The sequence below is a fragment of the Teredinibacter purpureus genome (assembly GCF_014217335.1).
GTDB classification, from domain to species: domain Bacteria; phylum Pseudomonadota; class Gammaproteobacteria; order Pseudomonadales; family Cellvibrionaceae; genus Teredinibacter; species Teredinibacter purpureus.
Genome location: NZ_CP060092.1, coordinates 2,653,596 through 2,673,063, shown reverse-complemented (window position 1 = coordinate 2,673,063; position 19,468 = coordinate 2,653,596). Strand labels below are relative to the sequence as shown.

Annotated in this window: 27 protein-coding genes; 2 read left to right on the top strand and 25 right to left on the bottom strand. The window is 42.3% G+C overall.

Annotation, left to right across the window (positions count from 1 at the left end; genetic code table 11):
- Positions 1 to 20: 20 nt before the first annotated feature.
- From H5647_RS11655 to H5647_RS11610, 10 genes are all read right to left on the bottom strand, one after another.
- Positions 21 to 737: a hypothetical protein gene (locus H5647_RS11655; protein WP_045858735.1), complete on the bottom strand. Its 717-nt coding sequence runs from the start codon at positions 735 to 737 to the stop codon at positions 21 to 23.
- Positions 738 to 851: 114 nt separating this feature from the next.
- Complete coding sequence (locus tag H5647_RS11650) at positions 852 to 1,358, bottom strand: hypothetical protein (protein ID WP_045858733.1); 507 nt, start codon at positions 1,356 to 1,358, stop codon at positions 852 to 854.
- Between the two features lie 57 nt (positions 1,359 to 1,415).
- A complete protein-coding gene (locus tag H5647_RS11645; protein ID WP_052692038.1) occupies positions 1,416 to 1,973 on the bottom strand; it encodes a restriction endonuclease in 558 nt (185 codons plus the stop codon).
- Positions 1,974 to 2,102: 129 nt separating this feature from the next.
- Positions 2,103 to 2,675, bottom strand: a complete 573-nt coding sequence (locus H5647_RS11640) for a DUF6037 family protein (protein ID WP_045858732.1) — start codon at positions 2,673 to 2,675, stop codon at positions 2,103 to 2,105.
- Positions 2,676 to 2,813: 138 nt separating this feature from the next.
- Complete coding sequence (locus H5647_RS22425) at positions 2,814 to 3,146, bottom strand: group II intron maturase-specific domain-containing protein (RefSeq protein ID WP_408034001.1); 333 nt, start codon at positions 3,144 to 3,146, stop codon at positions 2,814 to 2,816.
- A gap of 32 nt (positions 3,147 to 3,178) precedes the next feature.
- Positions 3,179 to 3,634: a hypothetical protein gene (locus H5647_RS11630; RefSeq protein ID WP_045858730.1), complete on the bottom strand. Its 456-nt coding sequence runs from the start codon at positions 3,632 to 3,634 to the stop codon at positions 3,179 to 3,181.
- Positions 3,635 to 3,688: 54 nt separating this feature from the next.
- The gene (locus H5647_RS11625; RefSeq protein ID WP_236075034.1) at positions 3,689 to 4,579 is read right to left on the bottom strand and encodes an IS3 family transposase; all 891 of its coding nucleotides are present in this window, start codon (positions 4,577 to 4,579) and stop codon (positions 3,689 to 3,691) included.
- Positions 4,555 to 4,872, bottom strand: a complete 318-nt coding sequence (locus H5647_RS11620; protein WP_045856786.1) for a transposase — start codon at positions 4,870 to 4,872, stop codon at positions 4,555 to 4,557. The genes H5647_RS11625 and H5647_RS11620 overlap by 25 nt, the downstream gene beginning before the upstream one ends.
- A gap of 630 nt (positions 4,873 to 5,502) precedes the next feature.
- Positions 5,503 to 5,880: a hypothetical protein gene (locus H5647_RS11615; RefSeq protein WP_045856711.1), complete on the bottom strand. Its 378-nt coding sequence runs from the start codon at positions 5,878 to 5,880 to the stop codon at positions 5,503 to 5,505.
- 114 nt (positions 5,881 to 5,994) lie between these two features.
- A complete protein-coding gene (locus H5647_RS11610) occupies positions 5,995 to 6,378 on the bottom strand; it encodes a hypothetical protein (protein WP_082087037.1) in 384 nt (127 codons plus the stop codon).
- A 747-nt stretch (positions 6,379 to 7,125) separates the two neighbouring features.
- Here H5647_RS11610 and H5647_RS11605 point away from each other — a divergent pair.
- Together H5647_RS11605 and H5647_RS11600 are read left to right on the top strand one after the other, a co-directional pair.
- Positions 7,126 to 8,028, top strand: coding sequence for a tyrosine-type recombinase/integrase (locus tag H5647_RS11605; RefSeq protein WP_045858005.1), 903 nt, complete (start codon positions 7,126 to 7,128; stop codon positions 8,026 to 8,028).
- On the top strand, positions 8,025 to 9,095 hold the full coding sequence (locus H5647_RS11600; protein ID WP_052691964.1) for an IS91 family transposase: 1,071 nt from the start codon (positions 8,025 to 8,027) through the stop codon (positions 9,093 to 9,095). The genes H5647_RS11605 and H5647_RS11600 overlap by 4 nt, the downstream gene beginning before the upstream one ends.
- Positions 9,096 to 9,248: 153 nt before the next feature.
- On the opposite strand, the gene H5647_RS11595 is transcribed toward H5647_RS11600, so the two are convergent.
- The 15 genes from H5647_RS11595 to H5647_RS11525 all read right to left on the bottom strand — a co-directional run bounded on the left by H5647_RS11595 (position 9,249) and on the right by H5647_RS11525 (position 19,396).
- Positions 9,249 to 9,713, bottom strand: a complete 465-nt coding sequence (locus H5647_RS11595; protein ID WP_045858727.1) for a hypothetical protein — start codon at positions 9,711 to 9,713, stop codon at positions 9,249 to 9,251.
- Positions 9,714 to 10,146: 433 nt separating this feature from the next.
- A complete protein-coding gene (locus H5647_RS11590; RefSeq protein ID WP_045858725.1) occupies positions 10,147 to 10,740 on the bottom strand; it encodes a cytochrome c oxidase assembly factor Coa1 family protein in 594 nt (197 codons plus the stop codon).
- Between the two features lie 150 nt (positions 10,741 to 10,890).
- Entirely contained in the window at positions 10,891 to 11,232 is a 342-nt protein-coding gene (locus H5647_RS11585) for a DUF2487 family protein (RefSeq protein ID WP_045858722.1), read from the bottom strand.
- A gap of 169 nt (positions 11,233 to 11,401) precedes the next feature.
- Positions 11,402 to 11,788 (bottom strand): hypothetical protein, encoded by a 387-nt coding sequence (locus H5647_RS11580; protein WP_045856759.1) that lies wholly within the window; start codon positions 11,786 to 11,788, stop codon positions 11,402 to 11,404.
- A gap of 117 nt (positions 11,789 to 11,905) precedes the next feature.
- Positions 11,906 to 12,259: a DUF805 domain-containing protein gene (locus tag H5647_RS11575; RefSeq protein ID WP_052692037.1), complete on the bottom strand. Its 354-nt coding sequence runs from the start codon at positions 12,257 to 12,259 to the stop codon at positions 11,906 to 11,908.
- Positions 12,260 to 12,818: 559 nt separating this feature from the next.
- Positions 12,819 to 13,709 carry an IS3 family transposase gene (locus H5647_RS11570; RefSeq protein WP_236075057.1) on the bottom strand — a complete coding sequence of 297 codons (891 nt, stop codon included), beginning with the start codon at positions 13,707 to 13,709 and terminating at the stop codon, positions 12,819 to 12,821.
- Positions 13,685 to 14,002, bottom strand: a complete 318-nt coding sequence (locus H5647_RS11565; protein WP_045856786.1) for a transposase — start codon at positions 14,000 to 14,002, stop codon at positions 13,685 to 13,687. Before H5647_RS11565 ends, H5647_RS11570 begins: the two co-directional genes overlap by 25 nt.
- Positions 14,003 to 14,166: 164 nt before the next feature.
- Positions 14,167 to 14,856, bottom strand: a complete 690-nt coding sequence (locus H5647_RS11560) for a hypothetical protein (protein WP_045858716.1) — start codon at positions 14,854 to 14,856, stop codon at positions 14,167 to 14,169.
- Between the two features lie 136 nt (positions 14,857 to 14,992).
- Positions 14,993 to 15,436, bottom strand: coding sequence for an Ig-like domain-containing protein (locus H5647_RS11555; protein WP_045858714.1), 444 nt, complete (start codon positions 15,434 to 15,436; stop codon positions 14,993 to 14,995).
- Between the two features lie 107 nt (positions 15,437 to 15,543).
- Entirely contained in the window at positions 15,544 to 15,906 is a 363-nt protein-coding gene (locus H5647_RS11550; protein ID WP_045858712.1) for a hypothetical protein, read from the bottom strand.
- Positions 15,907 to 16,454: 548 nt separating this feature from the next.
- Positions 16,455 to 16,766 (bottom strand): CC0125/CC1285 family lipoprotein, encoded by a 312-nt coding sequence (locus H5647_RS11545; RefSeq protein ID WP_045856500.1) that lies wholly within the window; start codon positions 16,764 to 16,766, stop codon positions 16,455 to 16,457.
- 88 nt (positions 16,767 to 16,854) lie between these two features.
- A complete protein-coding gene (locus H5647_RS11540; protein WP_236075025.1) occupies positions 16,855 to 17,691 on the bottom strand; it encodes an IS3 family transposase in 837 nt (278 codons plus the stop codon).
- Positions 17,688 to 18,053 carry a transposase gene (locus H5647_RS11535; RefSeq protein ID WP_045856502.1) on the bottom strand — a complete coding sequence of 122 codons (366 nt, stop codon included), beginning with the start codon at positions 18,051 to 18,053 and terminating at the stop codon, positions 17,688 to 17,690. Before H5647_RS11535 ends, H5647_RS11540 begins: the two co-directional genes overlap by 4 nt.
- 105 nt (positions 18,054 to 18,158) lie before the next feature.
- Complete coding sequence (locus H5647_RS11530; RefSeq protein WP_052692036.1) at positions 18,159 to 18,701, bottom strand: tetratricopeptide repeat protein; 543 nt, start codon at positions 18,699 to 18,701, stop codon at positions 18,159 to 18,161.
- A 143-nt stretch (positions 18,702 to 18,844) separates the two neighbouring features.
- Positions 18,845 to 19,396, bottom strand: a complete 552-nt coding sequence (locus H5647_RS11525) for a hypothetical protein (RefSeq protein WP_045858710.1) — start codon at positions 19,394 to 19,396, stop codon at positions 18,845 to 18,847.
- Between the last annotated feature and the right edge of the window lie 72 nt (positions 19,397 to 19,468).

The following is a 19,468-nucleotide window of genomic DNA, read 5'->3' as shown; positions in this document are numbered from 1 at the left end:
TATCTCTTGGTGTTTAACGCTCAAAGCAGAGGCGAGCCGTCAGGCGAGTCCTGCTGGCTTTGTTTGTTAAGCTTTTCTAGGTGTAACGAAAACACCCTGTATCCAAATATAGTAATTAGACATCCCAACATATATTCAATAACGCCAATAACAACTGCGAAGATAGATCCAATAGCGCCTGTTGATTCTACTACCTTTTCTAATAGCCATACTGGTATCGATGTGGCTACCGCAATCAAGAGCACCCCTACTAAAAGCAGCCATTGATAATCTCTAGTTTGATGCCAGCTAGATTCAAACGCTTCCACTGGGCTTTGCTCATAAAGCAAACAGTAGAACTCAGAAAACATTATACGTGAAAATACGATTAATCCAGGAATTATAAGAAGAAAAAACCCTCCGCACATAGCTAGAGCACCCAAGATATAAAGCCCAAACAAAGGTGCCCAATATTTAGCGCCAAGACGGTAGCAAACACCTCTCGGTAGAGCTTCTCCAGTTAATACCGAGGAGATATAAAATATCATCGCAGCTTGGATAATTGGATAAAGAAATATAACAACGCCAAGCACAACCCAAGAAACTACCCCATCAGACGGAAGGTATTCTGATAACGCTGTACTAATTATTGATACCGGAACTATTATGGGAAATAAAACTTTCCATAAGCCCCATATATTGGCCCGAAAGAATCTCCATGTATCATTTAGTAAATTCGGTAGTTCGTTCATACTCATTAGAGCTTAACGCCTGTAGCACCTGCACAAATTGTGGAGTGCGTTTTTGTGTAAAATGAGCGTAGCGAAAACACAAAAAGGCGCGTAGCAATTTGTGTCAGGTGGCTACACTTGTTATGTGATGAACTCTCCGACAGCCTCGTGATACTTAAACTTCTTTGTTTTATAAACCTTACCGGAATGATCACAGATTTTAACGCTCAAAGGGTAAAGTTTACTAAAGGTGTCTTCATCATAGTTTTTCGGGGATTCAATTTCTAAAGCCTCGCAAACAGAACCTAAGTGAACACCTATTTCTCGACTTGATGTTGGAGGCATCAATTCATCGAATTCTTCCATGCCCCAATAATCTTCTCTATCTAGTTTATAGGCTTTGCCATTGTGCTCGATAATCAGAGTTTTGGGCTTCAAAATTACCGATTGCGGCCCAATATTCGTGAACCTTACTTTGACAAGTGATTCGTCATTCACATCGTCGTCAACCGTAAAATCAAAAGAACTTGATTCAAAAAGCTCTATTTCAATCTTTTTTCTACGCTCTAACCTGGTTAAAACAAAGGTACTAACACTAATAAAGAAACCTAATACCCCTGCGATTTTTGCAATAACTTCGATATTCATAGCTTCACATAACGCCCAAAGCAGCCGCGCGCTTTTTGCGTCGGCTGACTTTGTTTGTTAGGGCTGACCTTGAATAAACATACTGAAGCTATCAGTAAATAAATTGAGACGAGTAACCGTGGCCTTGTTCTCACCTGCTTGCTCCACCAGCCAAGCGGTAGTTTCATCACTAGCTCCAATAGGGTTATGTAAGTCTTCTACTGTTAACATCCGGGTCTCATACCTCGCACCTTCCGAAGAAATTAAAACCAAAGCTATTTTGTGTGCTTTTGCGTACTCTAACGCGCCGGATTGAAACCCAGTGGTTGAGCACAATATAGCCTTTTGCGCCCCTAGGGACTGTAATTTCCCATGTAATTCTTGTACATATGATCTTTCAATTTTTCGTCCGTGTTTCTTACATTCTACAAGAACTTTAAACTCCGCATCTTCAAATGCATTGAATGTAGCAAGCACATCTATTTGGTAAGTACCATCGTGCGCCGAAATTTTTTGATCATGCAGGACTTCGATATTTTTGAGGTCTTTTCCACAAAAATTCACCCAGTTACAAACCGCAATTTCGAATTCTTTCGAGCTCATATTCGAATCAATATGTTTAAAAGGCGATATCATTTTGATTTCCTAGCGAGCCCTAACGCCCACTTAAGCGGACAAAAAAAGTTGGCTATAATGTGGAGCGTAGCGGAACAAAGCCAACTGTTTTTGTTCCGACTTGAAGTGCTTGTTATAAGCAATTTACGCCTATGGTAGTGTAACCTTAATTGTGGAATCTTTTTTGTCCGACCAACAACTACTTATATTTTTTTGTTTGCAACGGAGATACGCCTTTTCACCCAAAAGTTTTCTTGTTTTTTCAAGATTGCTATCTTGAACTTGAGTACCCCATTTTGAATTATCTCTCCACCCAACAAAATAAATCTTATCAGCCTCTTCTGCGACAGACTGGTAAGGAGCAATATCTTGAGGTTTTACTGGGTTTGAGGTGTTAGCTGTAAGTGGAATTTTTGAATTAAACTCTTTAAAGAAATTCCATGTGCTAAACGGTCGGTTAGGATCAAATTCCAAACCAAGAACCTTACATAGTCTTTTGTATGTATCATTATCGATTTTGGTTTCTATAACGAAGCCATTCAGTACCTCTAACTCAAAACTAAAATTTTCCGCTTTTACCCCAAACAGTAATAAGTATGGCGAACTATCAATAAAAAAGAACACATCGAATGTTGCTTTCCCTGCTTTATAGTCAAAGCGATAACGATCGATGTTTTGAGTCTTCATACTTTTATATAAAGGAATTATTCCATCAAGCTTCATTTAATCTCCATTCTACCGATTGCTTAGTTATGGTAGGAACCCCATTTACATAGAACCCCCCATGCAGATCCGGACGTGCGGTTTTCCCTCATCCGGCTCCTCGGTTGTACTCGCTCTCGCAGTGCATAGCTTCCATCATTACATCCATACCCGTTTATCCGTTTGTCTTTGTTTGCACTGAGGAAACGCGAGCGATCGGTATTTAATAAGCCGCTTAAGATTGGCCCACGTGATACTTTTCCTTCCGCTACGCCGATTTAACCATTTGTACAGCAATTTTACTACGTGATCGTATACCGAGTACAGGCTATAGAAATTCCCGACTGCACCAAAATAATTATTGTGCCCTCGTAGCTTCACTGTCAGTAAATCCATTAACTCCGACGTTTTCATATGTCGAAACTTTTTAATAAATTCACTGTAGCTTGCTTTCGTAGTGTGTAACTTTTTTCTTGCTGTTCGACGGAACAATCGCGTTTTTAAAGTAAATATTAAACACTAATCTATTCATACCTAGCGTGTAGCTTTGTTTCAATACGGTGCATTGGAATATTATCTTTTGCCCAATCTAAATACTCGCGGTATTGAGGTGCCTTAACTTCACCCCAGCGCTCTTGATACAGAAAGTGTTTTACATACTCGGCAATAAACCCAGATTCAACCACTTTTAAAAGCTCTGAAAAATATACATCTTTCGCAGACTTGGAATCTTTGGAATACTTCACCCATTGCTCTAAGGAAATTTTTCTTGCCCCTACCTCACAATCAAATGACGGGCTATTGGGGTCTTCACACAACCCCAAGGCATAGGCGTAAAATAACCAAGCTTCACCAGCTGCTTTATCTTGAGCGATTAAATCAAATATTTCAGGGCCCACCACAACATCTGCTGCTGACGCGGTGCTCCTCGCACCGGCGGCACAACAAAATATCAATATTACAAGAACAACTTTATTCATTTGCGCGAACCTTCGAGACTAAATTGGTCTTACCCACAAAAAGTAGACACCATATTAGGCGCACTCTTGGTAATAAATTTCTTCAAACTCTGCAGGGCTTATATAGTCATTCGCAGAGTGGCGTCGTACGCGATTGTAAAACAATTCAATATATTCGAACACACTTGAATACGCGTCATTTAAGCCTATGTACGATTGACCAAACACTTCCTCTACTTTCAGACGTGAGAAGAAGGATTCCATTGCCGCATTATCCCAACAGTTACCCTTTCGGCTCATGCTGGGAGTTATATCAGCATCGTGCATCGCTAGGACATATTCTCCGGATCGATACTGCACTCCCTGATCTGAGTGAAGCAACAACCCTTGCTCGCATCCCCGACTTGAGGTGGCCATGTTAAGTGCATCTAAAATCAAATCCGTGGTCATTGTTTTATCCAATGACCAGCCAATGATCTTGCGGGAGAACAAGTCCATGATCACCGCCAAGTAAACGTGACCGTTCTTAACCGGTATATAGGTAATGTCCGACACCCACTTTTCATTTGGCTTAGTGGCCTCAAAGTCGCGATCCAATACGTTTTCAGCGAAGTTATTATCCCCTGAACCTTGATGACCATACTTGAAGCGTTTGCCGTTACGGGCCTTTAGACCCTCTTCCTGCATAATTTTAGCAACATGATTAACTGAGCAAGCGAAGCCTTTTTCATGCAGCTCATAGATTAATCTAGGCGCACCGTATCGTGCCTTAAACTCCTCAAAAGTCTCACTGATAGCCTTGCGCAGCATTTCTCGATACTCATACTCGAAACTAGGCTCTCGTTCGCGCCATTTGTAATAACCTGATCTGCTGACAGCTAACCACCCCGCCATCTTGATTATTGGGAATTGACCACGAAGCGACTCCATGTAGGCATACCTCACCAGCTTGGCTTGCTGAAGTATGCCGTCGCTTTTTTTAGGAATTCGTTCTCTTCTTTCAGGTCGCTTATTGTCCGCTGCAGCTCGCGTACAGTCTCGCTTTCAGGCTTTGAGTAATCCACACCATTCACACCATTAAATTGTTTTTCGGATAGTCGCTTATATTGACGTCGCCAATTATAGATTTGACCGGGGTGAATACCCAACTCTCTCGCCACTTCAGCAGCTGAGGTGTCAGGCCCTTCTGAGCGTCGAACGGCCTCCCTACGAAAATCTTCGGTGTAATGGTTGTATTTGTTCTTAGTTTTTTTAGTCATAATTAATACCTCATTAGGTGGGAATGAGGTGTCTACTTTTCGTGGGTAGCTCTAAAATATAACGCCCATGTCTGTTGCGTTTTGGTTGTAGTGGAGTTTTGGGGTAAAGTTGCAAAGCAACCCTAAAACGGAACGAAAGCCAAAACGTCAACAGGACATGTTTGTTATAATGCATTTGTATTGACCTCCGCCCCGCAGTGCATACATTTCACTTTGCCAGTGAACCATTTAGCAACCGCGTACCCCCAATCACTTAATAGCCAGGACCACTTATTATTTGACTTCGAGACTCCTTGAATCGTAAGACACTTGTTGCACTCTGGGCAACGAACGAAGAATGCTAGAACCAAATGGAGAACAGCAAATAAAATTAGGGCTATTAGACCGAAACCAACTAACTCTCCACTATATTCCGTATCGAATAATGAGAGTAAGCTTCCGGCTATCAGAGCAGCTATACATAACCACCCAAAATAAACGATTATCGCATTAACTTTTCCTATTAGAGTTCTAATACGCTTCTCCGGTAATTACGCTTTATAACGCCACAATAACCGAGCGAAGCTAAGCGTGGTATTGTGAGCAAAGCGAACCACGCTTAGCGAAGTCCGGTTGATTGTTTTGTTACATTCATTTTAATAATTCGAGCACCCAGTCATGATCAGCTTTTTCGACTTTTTCCTTCGCTTTGGTAATATTGATATTCATACCTCCATTACACTTAGCTTCGAATTCTTCTATAGTTTCGACGTCTGAGTGCTTTAACACCATACAACCCATAGCCTCGGTTAAAACCTCCATCGAATCAATGTTCCTGTTTTTTACGCAAGGCTCTCGGTGTTGCACCAAACCTTTTGTACACGCCTCAATGGTTTCTCCGTTTCTGCACCCAAGATACACATCGTCATAGCAAATAAAAATGGGGAGCTGATAATAGAAGTCTTCCAGCGTATTAGCTCTAGCTGAAATACTGACCACAATCAGAATTAGTGAAAGCGCTATTTTCATTTAAAATTTTCTACAACCCAGTTTGTGAATGTAACGCCCCAAGCAGAGGCTTATTTTGCGTTTTGGAGCGAAGCGACAGCAAAATAAGTCCTGCTGGCTTGGCTTGTTATGTGATTACAACGCCTCAACATTTGGCTTTAGCTCCAGATGAAAACCTTGCAAGCAATGATTACCGTAAGCCACCCACAAACTCATACCCTTCATAGCATTCTCGTTTAGGTAAAAATTCGCTGAAACTATGCCTTTTTCGTTTTCAGTTTGGAGCGGAATCGCCATTCCTTCACCTTCTTTATTAATCTGTATTTTCGCGAATCGATATTTTCCAATTTTGTCCGGTGCATTTACTTTTACCCGCCAAGTATCTACATCCCACTTATATTCGAGTTTCGCTTCAGATACATATTTTTTGAACTCTTCATCTACAGGGCAAGAAACACTAAGCGAAAAACAAGAAGATGAAATAAACATGCAAATAACGGTAGTAATTAGTTTACTCATAGCTTCACATAACGCTGAGCTAAACGGCGCACAATGTGTAGTTGGTTTGTGCAATAATTTGCGAAGCAAATGCACAAACGAGCGTAGCATTGGGCGTCCAGTGGAGGCCGAAGGCCGGAGCGGTGTTTGAGCGTATTGTTAGTTTTCACTTACCGGCTTAACACACCGGTGAGTTACAAACCCGAATATACCTATTACAACACAAATTACAACATTGTAAAAAGAGTCGGATGTAAAACCAACACCAGAAGTAAATGGATAAAAAGTTGCGCAATACAATCCACCCAAAAAAATAGGTGATAGCGTAATGTATATACCGAGATCAGTACGACCGCGCTTAGTAATTAACATTGCAACTACTCCCAATTTTCCAGCGAACCAGATGAAATAGATTATATTCTCTAATACTCCGAAATCTATTTGCTTGGGAATAATCACAACACTATATACCAGGACATCCAAACCTATAAAAACCAACAATAGAATCCACAGGAATATTAGAAAGGTTTTCGATTTAAATTCCATATATTCTATTTACTCGCTAAAAACTAACGCCGCAGTAAATTGCAGCTATGTAGTTGCTTGTTTTTAGTGGCAGCGTAGCGACCGCCATAAAAAACAAACGACGGAATAGCTGTCAATTTGACTGCCTTGTTGAACGAAGCCGCTACGCGGCAAAGTTAAAATCCTTATGTATTAGATAATTCCTCTCCGAGCAAGCCCGCTCGTTAACGAGAGGAATATCTAATGAACAAAACACAGCAAAAACGATTCGATTCACTGTACCGCAAGCATGTTAGCGCATTGAAACGGCAAGGCAAAGCCGATACAACTATCGATGTTTATTCTCGCGCCCTTAGGCGTATTACAGCGTTTTTCGACTGCCCGCCTGATACCCTTACCCAAGAACACTTCGAAGCCTATTTCGAATCCCTTGTTCGCACCCACTCATGGTCTACCGTCAAAGTCGATCGCAATGGCCTCCAATTCTTCTATAAGTACGTACTCAAAAAAGAGTGGAACTGGGTCGAGATTGTTCGGCCACCTAAAGTCAAAACCCTTCCCGATGTGTTAACGCTAAAAGAACTCGAACGCCTACTGAATGGTACCCGGGAGTTACGCTTTCAGGCCTTTATCTTTACTTCGTTTAGTATGGGGCTTCGTCTTGCTGAAGCCCTGAACCTTCAGGTTGGCGATATTGATAGTGAGCGTATGAAGATTCACGTTCGATGCGCTAAAGGTAAGAAAGATCGCTACGTCACCTTGCCGCAGTCAACACTACAGACCTTACGCGCTTACTGGGCAACACACCGCCACCCTAGGTTCCTATTTCCGCGTGGACGCGACGCTCAGGAGCGGCATACAGCAACAGCCGCCATGGACCGAGGCGGTCTTCAGAAGTCTTTTAAGGCCATTGTAAAAGACGTAGGTATTAGTAAAGCGATCACCATTCATAGCTTGCGGCACTGCTACGGTACGCTATTGACAGAAGCCGGTGTAGGCCTACGCTCTATTCAGCATGAAATGGGGCACGAATGCCCAAAGACTACAGCCTTGTATACACAGCTATCCAATCACACAGACGTTAATGCGGGCAAACGCATCAACGCACTCATGAACAAGCTGCGTATTTTGTGGGGCCAAGCATGAGTACGCCAGCGCACACCCTACAAGCTATCACTGAAAAGTATCGAACCCGTTTTGAGTCTCGCTATAGATCCAAGATTAACAAAGATCAATGGTCGGCCTTGAACGCCATAACCGGTTGTCGTAAAGGGCAGTATGGCGAACTAGGCACAACCTGTTCTTCTTGCCCCTACAGCCAAAACATTCCGCAATCATGCGGGCATAGGGCCTGTAATCAATGCCAATATGGCAGCACTCAAGACTGGCTTGAACGGCAATTACAAAAACAGCTGCCCGTAGATTACTACATGGCGACCTTTACGTTGCCAAGCGAGTTAAGAGCCCTATCAAAAGCCCATCGTAAAACGGTATACAGGCTTTTACTCGAATCGGCGACGAAGACTCTAAAGACATTCGGGCTAAATAAGCGAGGCTTTGAGGCAGAACTGGGCATGTGCGCAGTATTGCATACTCACTCACGACGCCTCGACTACCACCCTCACGTTCATATTGTCATTCCTGGTGGTGGCCTGCACCGCCGCCGAAAGGAATGGCGCAAGCTAAAAGGCAAATACCTATTTAACGGCCGAGCCCTCGCCAAGGTATTCCGAGGAGTCTTTTTAAAGGCACTCAATGATGCGGGGCTACCACCTCATAAATCACCTAAGAAATGGATTGTTCAGTGCACTAAGGTCGGACGAGGTAAAGAGGCGCTGCAATACTTATCGCGGTACTTATACCGCGGAGTAATCGCCAACACCAATATCGTTGCCGACGACGGCACCCACATTACGTTTCAATACATCGATAGCAAAACAAAGATAAGAAAAACCCGCACGCTACTGGGCGAAGATTTTTTGTATCTTTTGCTTCAACACGTATTACCCAAAGGGTTTAGGCGAGCGCGCGACTACGGTTTCTTACATGGAAACGCCAAGCGTATATTGCGCATTGTTCAGTGGATACTAAAAGTGGATATTGAGAACACCACACAGAAAGAGCCTCAAATGAAAAAGCGAATGATGTGCCCCAAGTGTCATTCAATAATGAATGTAATAGGTAGGCACTGGCTTAAACCATCCCCAAGCTAGCGCACGAATAAAGTAACAAAAAAGCCATTTAAATAGGAGAACCACAACACGATGACGCAGTGATTTTTAATCACCTACTGGGTGAGGACTCTGTTCGCCCAACAAAAATAGTGCCGACAAAAACCGGCACTATTACAAACACCTCCTATCGACTTATTTACTAATAAAGAGCTCGACCACGGGCTTGTTCAACAATGAGATATGTCGCGGCAAGCGCGACATATCCTTATTTGTTATGAGTGGAGGCTCAACTGTAACAACATCCACTACGTTGTTACTAGGCACATCAAATCCGTAGATCCCTGCAAGCCTCTCCCCATCAACCTCAGTTACTAGAAATATCTGGTAGTTACCATTTAGTTTGGTATTGAAATGGATATATCCCATTTCATCCGTTTTCATTTTATTGATAAGCCCATAGTTTCCCCAACTAAATATTGTAGGACCATTGAAAAACCTATTAATCTCTACATCGCAGCCTACACAAGGCGACCTTGTTTTTGAAACGATGAACTGAAGTTCAATTTTGACTTCTCTTTCCGCAAGATCTCTAGTCGTCGGGCCATACGCACAACTCGAGATAAGAAATGTGACGATAACTAAAAATGTCCACTTCATGGAATTACTCATAACGCCTTTAGCATGTGCGCCCGCCTTTTGGGCGTCGCATGGCTAAACTTGTTAAGGGCAGCACTGTATTAGCTAATTGTGCTGGACTTAGCCCGGCACAAACAAATGCGAAGCACTGCCCTTGATTATTAGTTGACGACAAAACGGAACACAGGGAACGGATGGATTGAGATGGATACAACACGCTAAACCCTCCATTGGTGCCACGTTGACGCGGTCTTTATTACAAGCCACTTTACCGGTTAAACACACGGACTGAAAAAGGCGGACGATCACTGCTAACTCGTTGGTGGAAAACCCTAAAACCACGAACAGCCTTTAACGCCAAGCTAATAGGCATTTTTTACGTAGCGTTTTTGCGGTAAAGTGGCGTAGCCACCGCAAAAAAAGCGGAGTAAAAAATGTCCTATTGAGCGCCTTGTTAGCTGCCATTTGCGCACTCACCGAGAAGTTCGACTGTGCTACTGTTTATGTATTCTGTTTTGACACAAAGTAATTTCCAGATATCCATGTCTTTTTCAGCTTTAATATAAATTTTTGCTTCGCCTCTAGCCCCATCAACTCCAAATGACATATTTGCGCTTCCTTGATGCCCAGAAGTAGACAGGTTTCCGGTTATAAAACCTGCGTCATAAGGAATTCCGATCTCTTCTTTAAATTTTGGCGAGCCTTCGAGCAGCGCCATTGACATAATGTAAGGTTCAGAATTCCTGAACAAATGACCAACCATGAAAAATAATGGTAGTGCGAGAAGAAAGCAGAACCCTATATACGCAAATGACGCTCGCGACCAGTTTCGTTGTACTTTTACAAAATGATCTTCATCTCTCCATGTCCCGTTTTTCCATGCATATTCGCTACCGTGAGCACCAAGCTTGAAAATATAGTAGAACCCATATACCGGAATAAATATTTTAAACGCAGAATAGGTGTTATTTCCTACACCCCAAATCCAGTTTAAAAAGAACGCACCCCAATTCCATTTTTTTAAGTGTTCAGGTATCTCTTTATCCATAGAAAATCTCTAGTTTCACGAAAACAGCTAACGCCGCTATAAATTGCAGCTGTGTAGTTGGTTGGATTTTTTGCTAGGCTTTTTTAGCGAAAAACCAAGCAACGGAATAGCTGTCAATTTAATAGCTTTGTTAGAGCTGTGTTGCACGTACTATTGATTATTCTTTATAAAAGCAAACAAGATGACCACCACGACGACAGCCAAAGTATATAGTATTGCGGGACCGTAATTACCTTGTTCTGCTTCGGAGGCCAAATAAGCATTAAATTCTTTCTTACTTTGCCGACGACCATAAGCCGAACCAAAATTATGCTGACTTAAGGGCACAATTCCTGTTTCTACATATTCCTTTGCTGCCGTTAGCGTAGTAACTGGCCCAAAATCATGTCCACCATCTTCGGCTAGAACATACCAGCCAGAGCCATCTTTAAGAATGGACCGACCATCTGATACAGAATAATTACCCGCCTCAATTCTTTTTACAGAAACCATTCTCTGAACCTATTCCCCAAGCGTTACCACAGCACATTAGTAGCTACTTGAAGCTCTAACGCAGAGTGCAGCGGCAGTTTGTGTAGTGTATTTTTGTGCTAGCGTAGCGGCCAGCGCAAAAAAAAGCCACGGAACAAACTGTCCGACTGGCACGTATTGTTAGGTGATTTTATGATATCCAACTAGTACTCCAAAGCACCTTTAATTTTATTTCCTGATCATTGACTTCATGCACACCGATACACACAGCATTACCAAACCCACCATAATAAAAGTTTGCTGAGTATTTGCACTTCTTCTCTTCATCTGATTGCATGCCTGGAGTGTGCCATTTGGATATGCTATATAAGTCAGTAACCTTTGCATCGACCGATATATATTCAGAACGTAAAACCTCCATCTTAGAGGTAACGAAGGAAGCTACCATTTCTCCCTCAGATTTCGATAGATCATCCAATATTTTTATCCGATGACCATTACCCCCAAGCGTAACAACTGAATTATTGCTACAGCCAATGATTAAAACACCAAATATAAAAGCCGCGAAAAACTTCATTTAATGGAGCACCTAACGCCGCCAGCAACTGCCGGAGTGAACTGGCTGGTTTTTTGCCGTATCTTGCAAAAAAGAAGACAGTTTACGGAGGTCAGATTGACTGGCCTTGTTAGCAATTTAAGTGTCAATGAGCATCGCTGGTTTAGGCCCATATTGGTTTGTTTTCCTTGATCCGGGAATAAAAAATAAAACCAGAGAAGTCAGAGCGCCTATACCGGGTATAAACACCAACAAACAAAACCACCCACTTTTTCCAAAATCATGAAATCGCTTAATCGCTGCCAGTGCAATAGCTAGATCCCGTATAAAGGATAGAGTGAAATAGCCTACTGGATCAGGCTCAAGTTTGTACATGCCAGGCACCATAAACCTAGCCGCAACTATAAAAATAAAGAACATTAGTAAGCAAAACAAAGCGTATTTTAGCCTACCCCACCGTTGACCTCTTTTTTCTTCTGGTGCTAATTCCACATTTATATCTCCATGATGATAGTGCTAACGCCGTTATAAAAGGCAGTGTTTGTGGAGTGGAGTTTTGGGGTAAAGTGGCGAAGCCACCCCAAAACGGAGCGTAGCAAACACTGTCCTTTTAATAACATTGTTAGAACGCCAGCTTATGCTACAAAGCAAACCCTACCAGCCCAAACCACCCTTACTGTATTTTTGCAGGCCGCTCACGGCCCCTTTAGCTTTACCAGCATGGCACCGTAATGCCCTACTCTTTACATTTTTATGCGGCCGTAAGGCCACGCACTTTTCGAGCAGTTTAGCACTGACCTTTACATTATTTAACTGTGGTTTGGTGCCAAATCCAATTTCTAAGCTTTTATAGTAGCAAGCTCTAAACAAGCACTCGGGCGCTTTCCGGATTAGCCCAACAATAGTGGATGGTTTTGAAATTACTAAAACCAAACTAATAATACGCTCGGTAATTACTCTGAAAGAGCACAGAGCAATAAGACGACTTAAAGCTACTTTTGGTTTTTTCTCTGACGACCTTTGGTCTTACCCACAAAAAGTAGACACCATATTAGGCGCACTCTTGGTAATAAATTTCTTCAAACTCTGCAGGGCTTATATTGTCATTCGCAGAGTGGCGTCGTACGCGATTGTAAAACAATTCAATATATTCGAACACACTTGAATACGCGTCATTTAAGCCTATGTACGATTGACCAAACACTTCCTCTACTTTCAGACGTGAGAAGAAGGATTCCATTGCCGCATTATCCCAACAGTTACCCTTTCGGCTCATGCTGGGAGTTATATCAGCATCGTGCATCGCTAGGACATATTCTCCGGATCGATACTGCACTCCCTGATCTGAGTGAAGCAACAACCCTTGCTCGCATCCCCGACTTGAGGTGGCCATGTTAAGTGCATCTAAAATCAAATCCGTGGTCATTGTTTTATCCAATGACCAGCCAATGATCTTGCGGGAGAACAAGTCCATGATCACCGCCAAGTAAACGTGACCGTTCTTAACCGGTATATAGGTAATGTCCGACACCCACTTTTCATTTGGCTTAGTGGCCTCAAAGTCGCGATCCAATACGTTTTCAGCGAAGTTATTATCCCCTGAACCTTGATGACCATACTTGAAGCGTTTGCCGTTACGGGCCTTTAGACCCTCTTCCTGCATAATTTTAGCAACATGATTAACTGAGCAAGCGAAGCCTTTTTCATGCAGCTCATAGATTAATCTAGGCGCACCGTATCGTGCCTTAAACTCCTCAAAAGTCTCACTGATAGCCTTGCGCAGCATTTCTCGATACTCATACTCGAAACTAGGCTCTCGTTCGCGCCATTTGTAATAACCTGATCTGCTGACAGCTAACCACCCCGCCATCTTGATTATTGGGAATTGACCACGAAGCGACTCCATGTAGGCATACCTCACCAGCTTGGCTTGCTGAAGTATGCCGTCGCTTTTTTTAGGAATTCGTTCTCTTCTTTCAGGTCGCTTATTGTCCGCTGCAGCTCGCGTACAGTCTCGCTTTCAGGCTTTGAGTAATCCACACCATTCACACCATTAAATTGTTTTTCGGATAGTCGCTTATATTGACGTCGCCAATTATAGATTTGACCGGGGTGAATACCCAACTCTCTCGCCACTTCAGCAGCTGAGGTGTCAGGCCCTTCTGAGCGTCGAACGGCCTCCCTACGAAAATCTTCGGTGTAATGGTTGTATTTGTTCTTAGTTTTTTTAGTCATAATTAATACCTCATTAGGTGGGAATGAGGTGTCTACTTTTCGTGGGTAGCTCTACCTTCTAACGCCGTTATAAATTGCCCGCGTTGTACAGCGGAGTTTTGGGGTAAAGTGGCGTAGCCACCCCAAAATGGAGTGAAGCAATGCGGGTCAATTTGATAACTTTGTTATACGCTGACCTGCTCATTAATGAATGATATAAAATGGTTTTTCCCTGTTTTATTACCATATGCCTTTGATTCCCTATTCCACCATGATGTAGCAGGGTGAGGACATTTAACGAATGGAATATTATTAGATGTCAAATATCTTAAAACACAGTTTTTCTTTGCATTTTTATATGCTAAGACACTTGTAAACAATACAGTAGTAGGGTTGATTATATTAACAACCTCAGAGAAAACTTGTTTGCTTATGGCTAAATCTACACTTTTAACTTTTATCGATTTCCCTGTTTTTTCAGCTGGTCTTTGGAAGAAATTCATGAAAGCAATATTGTAATATGCCGACTCAGGTTTGACGGGGAAAAGGTTTGATAAAAACAAAGCGTCTTCTGTGTTTTTAAAAATAACTTTCGATTTCTTTTTCCAATTTGTTTTAATACCATTAAATATAACATTTCTTGTATGGATTCCTGCTTTATCAGGTTTATCAGACATCGAAATTCCGTCATACCAATCATCGGCATTTATATGGTACGTACTCCCCTTAGCTAAATAATGACTTTCACCAATAGTTAGTACTTTAACTTTTTGATTATTGTAATCAGTACCAACCCAAGGGCGCATTTCTGGATATTTCACATAATGATCAATTTTATCAAGTTTTTCATCGAATTCCGTTGATGAGTGTTCCATGCATACTCCAAAATATAAAAGCGTATAACGCCGCAATCACAGGGCAGTGAAGCGAAGTTGTAATTTATGTTAACGAAGCGGCAGCGTAGTGCATAAATTGCAAAACGTAGCTTTGCTGCTCCTGTGGATTGCTTTGTTAGTAGCGTGGCTGTAAGGATATTTTAGGCTCAAACTTAACTCCCTTACAGCCGACGGAATCTTCATTGAAGAAGCTGAAATCACCAAATTCCGTTTTGTGAGTTTGGAAGTCGGGATGAGTAACCTCAAAGTCTCCATAGCACCACACAAATGGTAAATCCATAATCTGGTGCCACCAATCTATCTCTGTAGCTGGCAGGAGTATAAACATACCATTTGAGTCCGTAACTCCGGTATCTGCTATATATTTTTCTGATGTGTATTTGTATTTGGTTTCGTAAACTCGACGACTTTGAACCCTGTTAACTGTTGCCCCACTAACTGGGTTCCCCAAAGTGTCAGTTACGACCCCTTGAATTAAAGGTGTAATAACTTCTCTCTCTGGGTAAATAACGCACCCGGAAAGTAACATAGCGACTAGTAAAACGAATGTGTATTTCATAAATAAGCTACTAACGCCGCCAGCAGCGGCCGTAGTGTAGGCGCGAAGCGCCGAAACGGAGGTCCAGCGACCAAAGGGAGCGATGCTGGCTGGCCTTGTTAGAGTAATTACCCCAATAAATTCGCAACCGTAAATACCCCCATAGAAATTATTGCTAACAAAAAGCTACCAATCACCAAATATAAAAATATATGGCTTACCTTACGATACTTTAGTTTATTTTTTGATGTGGATGTGTAGCGCATCATAGCTAAAGTGAGCATTTGACAGCCTGAAGCAAATACAATTGCTACCAAAAACATACCGATTGCGAGTACAACAAGCCAAGTAGAGCATGGATTGGAAAATACTTTTTCTAGAAAGGTAGCGATCAATACAATCGAGCCCGTAGACAGCGTTGTGAGATGACGAAAAAACGACAGCTGTTCCTTACTATGTTCGATTTCATATTGATCGGGTTTTACATCCATATCTGAACCTTTGGTACTCTAACGCCTTTGTCAGTTGCGTTTTGGTTGTAGTGTATTTTTGTGCAAAAATGGCCGAAGGCCATGCACAAAAAGAAGCGAAGACCAAAACGTCAACTGGACAAACTTGTTAGGGTTTTGATTTACTTGCACAGTAGTTTTGACCTAGTAATATAAAAATAATGCACCCAGCAAATTAAAGGTATAAATAATAGCAACGGAATACCTGATTTAAACCCTATAACGCTACCCCATATTATGGCAGACGGAACAAGTAAGTAGAGATAAACCATCATTCCATATTTAATTGGAATATAACATTTACTACCACAACTTGGGCACTTAGCAGGGCTGAACCTAGTTGCCCAATATTTTTGCCAACTACTTATACAGTTTTCATTACAACTTGGGCATTTATACATATTGCTATAGCACCCTAACGCCCCGCTTAGAGGCAGTTTTGGAGCTGATTGATTTATGGCAGTCTTTTCGCCATAAATTTAAGCGGCGGAAAAACTGTCCTTCTACAGCGGCTTGTTAGGATTGCACTGTTAACCATCACCAAGGCACTTAATAACACCCTCAGTTAAGGGGTGAAATACTTGCACTGGGTAATAACTACTGTGACCACCATTTTCTTTTGAAACGATATCATATCCACTTGGGCATAATTCTGCGGCTCGTTTTTCCCAATATAGCTCGACTGTTTCTGGAGAAGTAGTACCGTTTCCCTGATACGAAACTTCAATAGACCCATCATCTAACTGCTTATCTTTATAGCCACCTGAGAAACCATATTTACCATATGCAGTTGCGCATCCAGACAAACATAAAACAAAAATTGTGAAATATAAGTTTTTCATAAATCCCCTAGATTGATTGATAGAAATATCCTAACGCCTAAAGCAGCGGCCGCAGTGTAGGCGTAGACTTGCACCACTTTGACGGACACTAAACATTTATATTTTGATATGTATTTGGTGATACATAATTGAGGCTAGAGTGTAATCTATCCTCATTATAAAACTCAACGTAGTCAACAATCCTAGCGACACATTCGACCATATTATTAAACTTCCAATGATGCACCAATTCATTCTTTAATGTCTTAAAAAATGATTCTACAAAAGCATTATCTGTTGGCGTACCAGCTCGGCTCATACTACTAACCATGCCTGCGTTCGCTACGGCCTCCTGATAAATGTCCGAGCAGTACTCCGAGCCCTGATCACTATGAAACAAACACCCAGGTTTTGCCTCTTCATATTCCAACGACATCTTCAGCGCGCCGCATACCAAATCGGCATCATGGTTTCTGGAAAAACCCCAACCAACAACCTTACGAGTAAATAGGTCTAGTACAGCCGCCATATATACAGACCCCTCTCGAGTCTTAATGTATGTCATATCCCCAGCCCAATGTCGACCTACCGATGCTGCTGGTGGCGACTCAGCTAATACATTATCCACCTTTAATGAATTACTGCCTGAAGCGCGATTATGCCGATATGCGTGGTATATAGAGGTTATTGAATACGCTTTCATTAATCTGTTGATCCGCCTGCGACTACAGGGAAACCCTAGGTTTTTTAGGTATGGGTGAACTCGTATAGCGCCATAATTTCTTTCATGACCTACATGCATCTTTGTTATCTCATCAACGAGAATACTATCGTACTGCGCTCGACTGCTTTCCCCACGCTCGCGCCAATCGTAATAGCCAGTTGTTGAGACATCCAGATATTCACACATCCTAACGACCTTATGAGCCCCCCGGTTCTCCTCTATGAACGCGTATCTTTCCTGCGCTGATCCGAGAAGAACCGTTTTGCCTTTTTTAGAATAACGACCTCTTCCTCTTTGGAGGCTAGTCGTTTTTCCAATTCCTTTATTCGCGTTTCTGCGCGCTTAAGTGCGTCACTGTCTTCTCTAGACTTTTTGGGTGGAGGGGCTTTAATTTGCATGTGTTTATTCTCGGATAGACGGCCTTCTTTATATTCTTGGCGCCAACGGTAAAGCATGACGGGATGAATCCCAAGCGCCTTAGCAACATCGACCGCCCTAACGCCACGCTTCTTACTCTCTCTCACCGCCTTGACTTTAAAAGCCAACGTGTAGCTTTCGTAATGTTTCTTCTTTGTTAAACCCATTTTTTACCCCTTTAACTAAACAGTAAATAACTGTCCGCCAAAGTGGTGCAGGTCTAGCGCGAAGCGCCGAAACGGAGGTCCAGCCCCGCAGGGGCGATGCTGGCTTTACTTGTTAGGGCTGTACTTGGCAATATACTCAGCTCCTAGATCAATAGCGTGCTGCAATTGTTTTTTTGAAAGCTCAGCCTCAAGCTTTGGCTTAAGGTCTTTAATGCTTGCATATGCTGTTGGGTCGTTTGCCTCTATAACAGCAAACCATGCATATGCCTCGACAGAGTTTTTATACTCTGGTGGAGCCATTCCAAATAGCAACATTGTGTAATCCATTTGAGCTGCAGGATCTTTCTGCTTTGCTGCAGCCTCAAATAGTTCTGCTGTTTTAGCGAAATCACTTGGTACACCACTTCCTGTTGCGTACATGAGCCCTAGGCGATGCATAGCTCTTGGGTTGTTATTGGCAGATGCTTCTTTGTACCACTTGATAGCTTTGCTGAGGTTTACGGGATTGTTCTGCCCCATCTCGAAACTGTAACCCATAAGGTATTGGGCATTGGCATCACCAGATTTAGCCTGTTCCTCAAGTTCACTCATTCCCGCGATGGTGCCCGCCGAGAATAAGAGAAAAAATATAATTGATACAACTTTCATGGTTCAGATTCCTTGAGCCCTAACGCCGCAAACAGCGGCAGACTTGTTGTTGATTTTTTTGTGCTAAAATGGCGAAGCCATGCACAAAACAAGCGACGGCAAGGCTGTCCAAGGAGCGCAGCGACTGAGGCTGGTTTGCTTTGTTATACGCTGACATTGGTCTCGACACCCTTACCTTTAATTGCGACTAGAAACTTATACAAAGATTCGTTATTAAATGCTTTAGCCGCGAAATCCAATTTAAACGTTTTTCCTGTATAAGGGAAAAATGTAAGCCTTGATGCCACTTGGTCATTAATCGCACCATGCCCTGAGGATAACTTTTCCAAAGAGTTGGCGTTTGCACCAATGTATATTTTTTTAATGGTGTTAATTGGGACTTCTTTATCAAGGGTGCTCCAGCCAGCTATACCTTTTACTAGCAAGTTGTCACCTTCAATTGCCAGATGAAATGAGGAAAGTGATTTAGTAAGCCAGTTAAAGTAGAGGAATAAAGAGGCGACAAGCAAAACCCCGCCCACGGGTAGGCCAATTTGTCTTGCAAGCTCTTGCTCTATCCCTGCAAATTTTGTGAGCAACCACATGATTAGACCTGTGAAAATCATGCCGTAAAATACTATTGCTACTAGTGCTAGAGGCAACCAGCCGGCAAATGATTTTAGGATCTGTTTTTTAGTATTAACTCTGACTTCCATGATTACTCTTTTTGTGTATAACGCCGCATTCACTCGTGACAAAAGCGGAGCGGTTTTTGCGCTATAATCGAG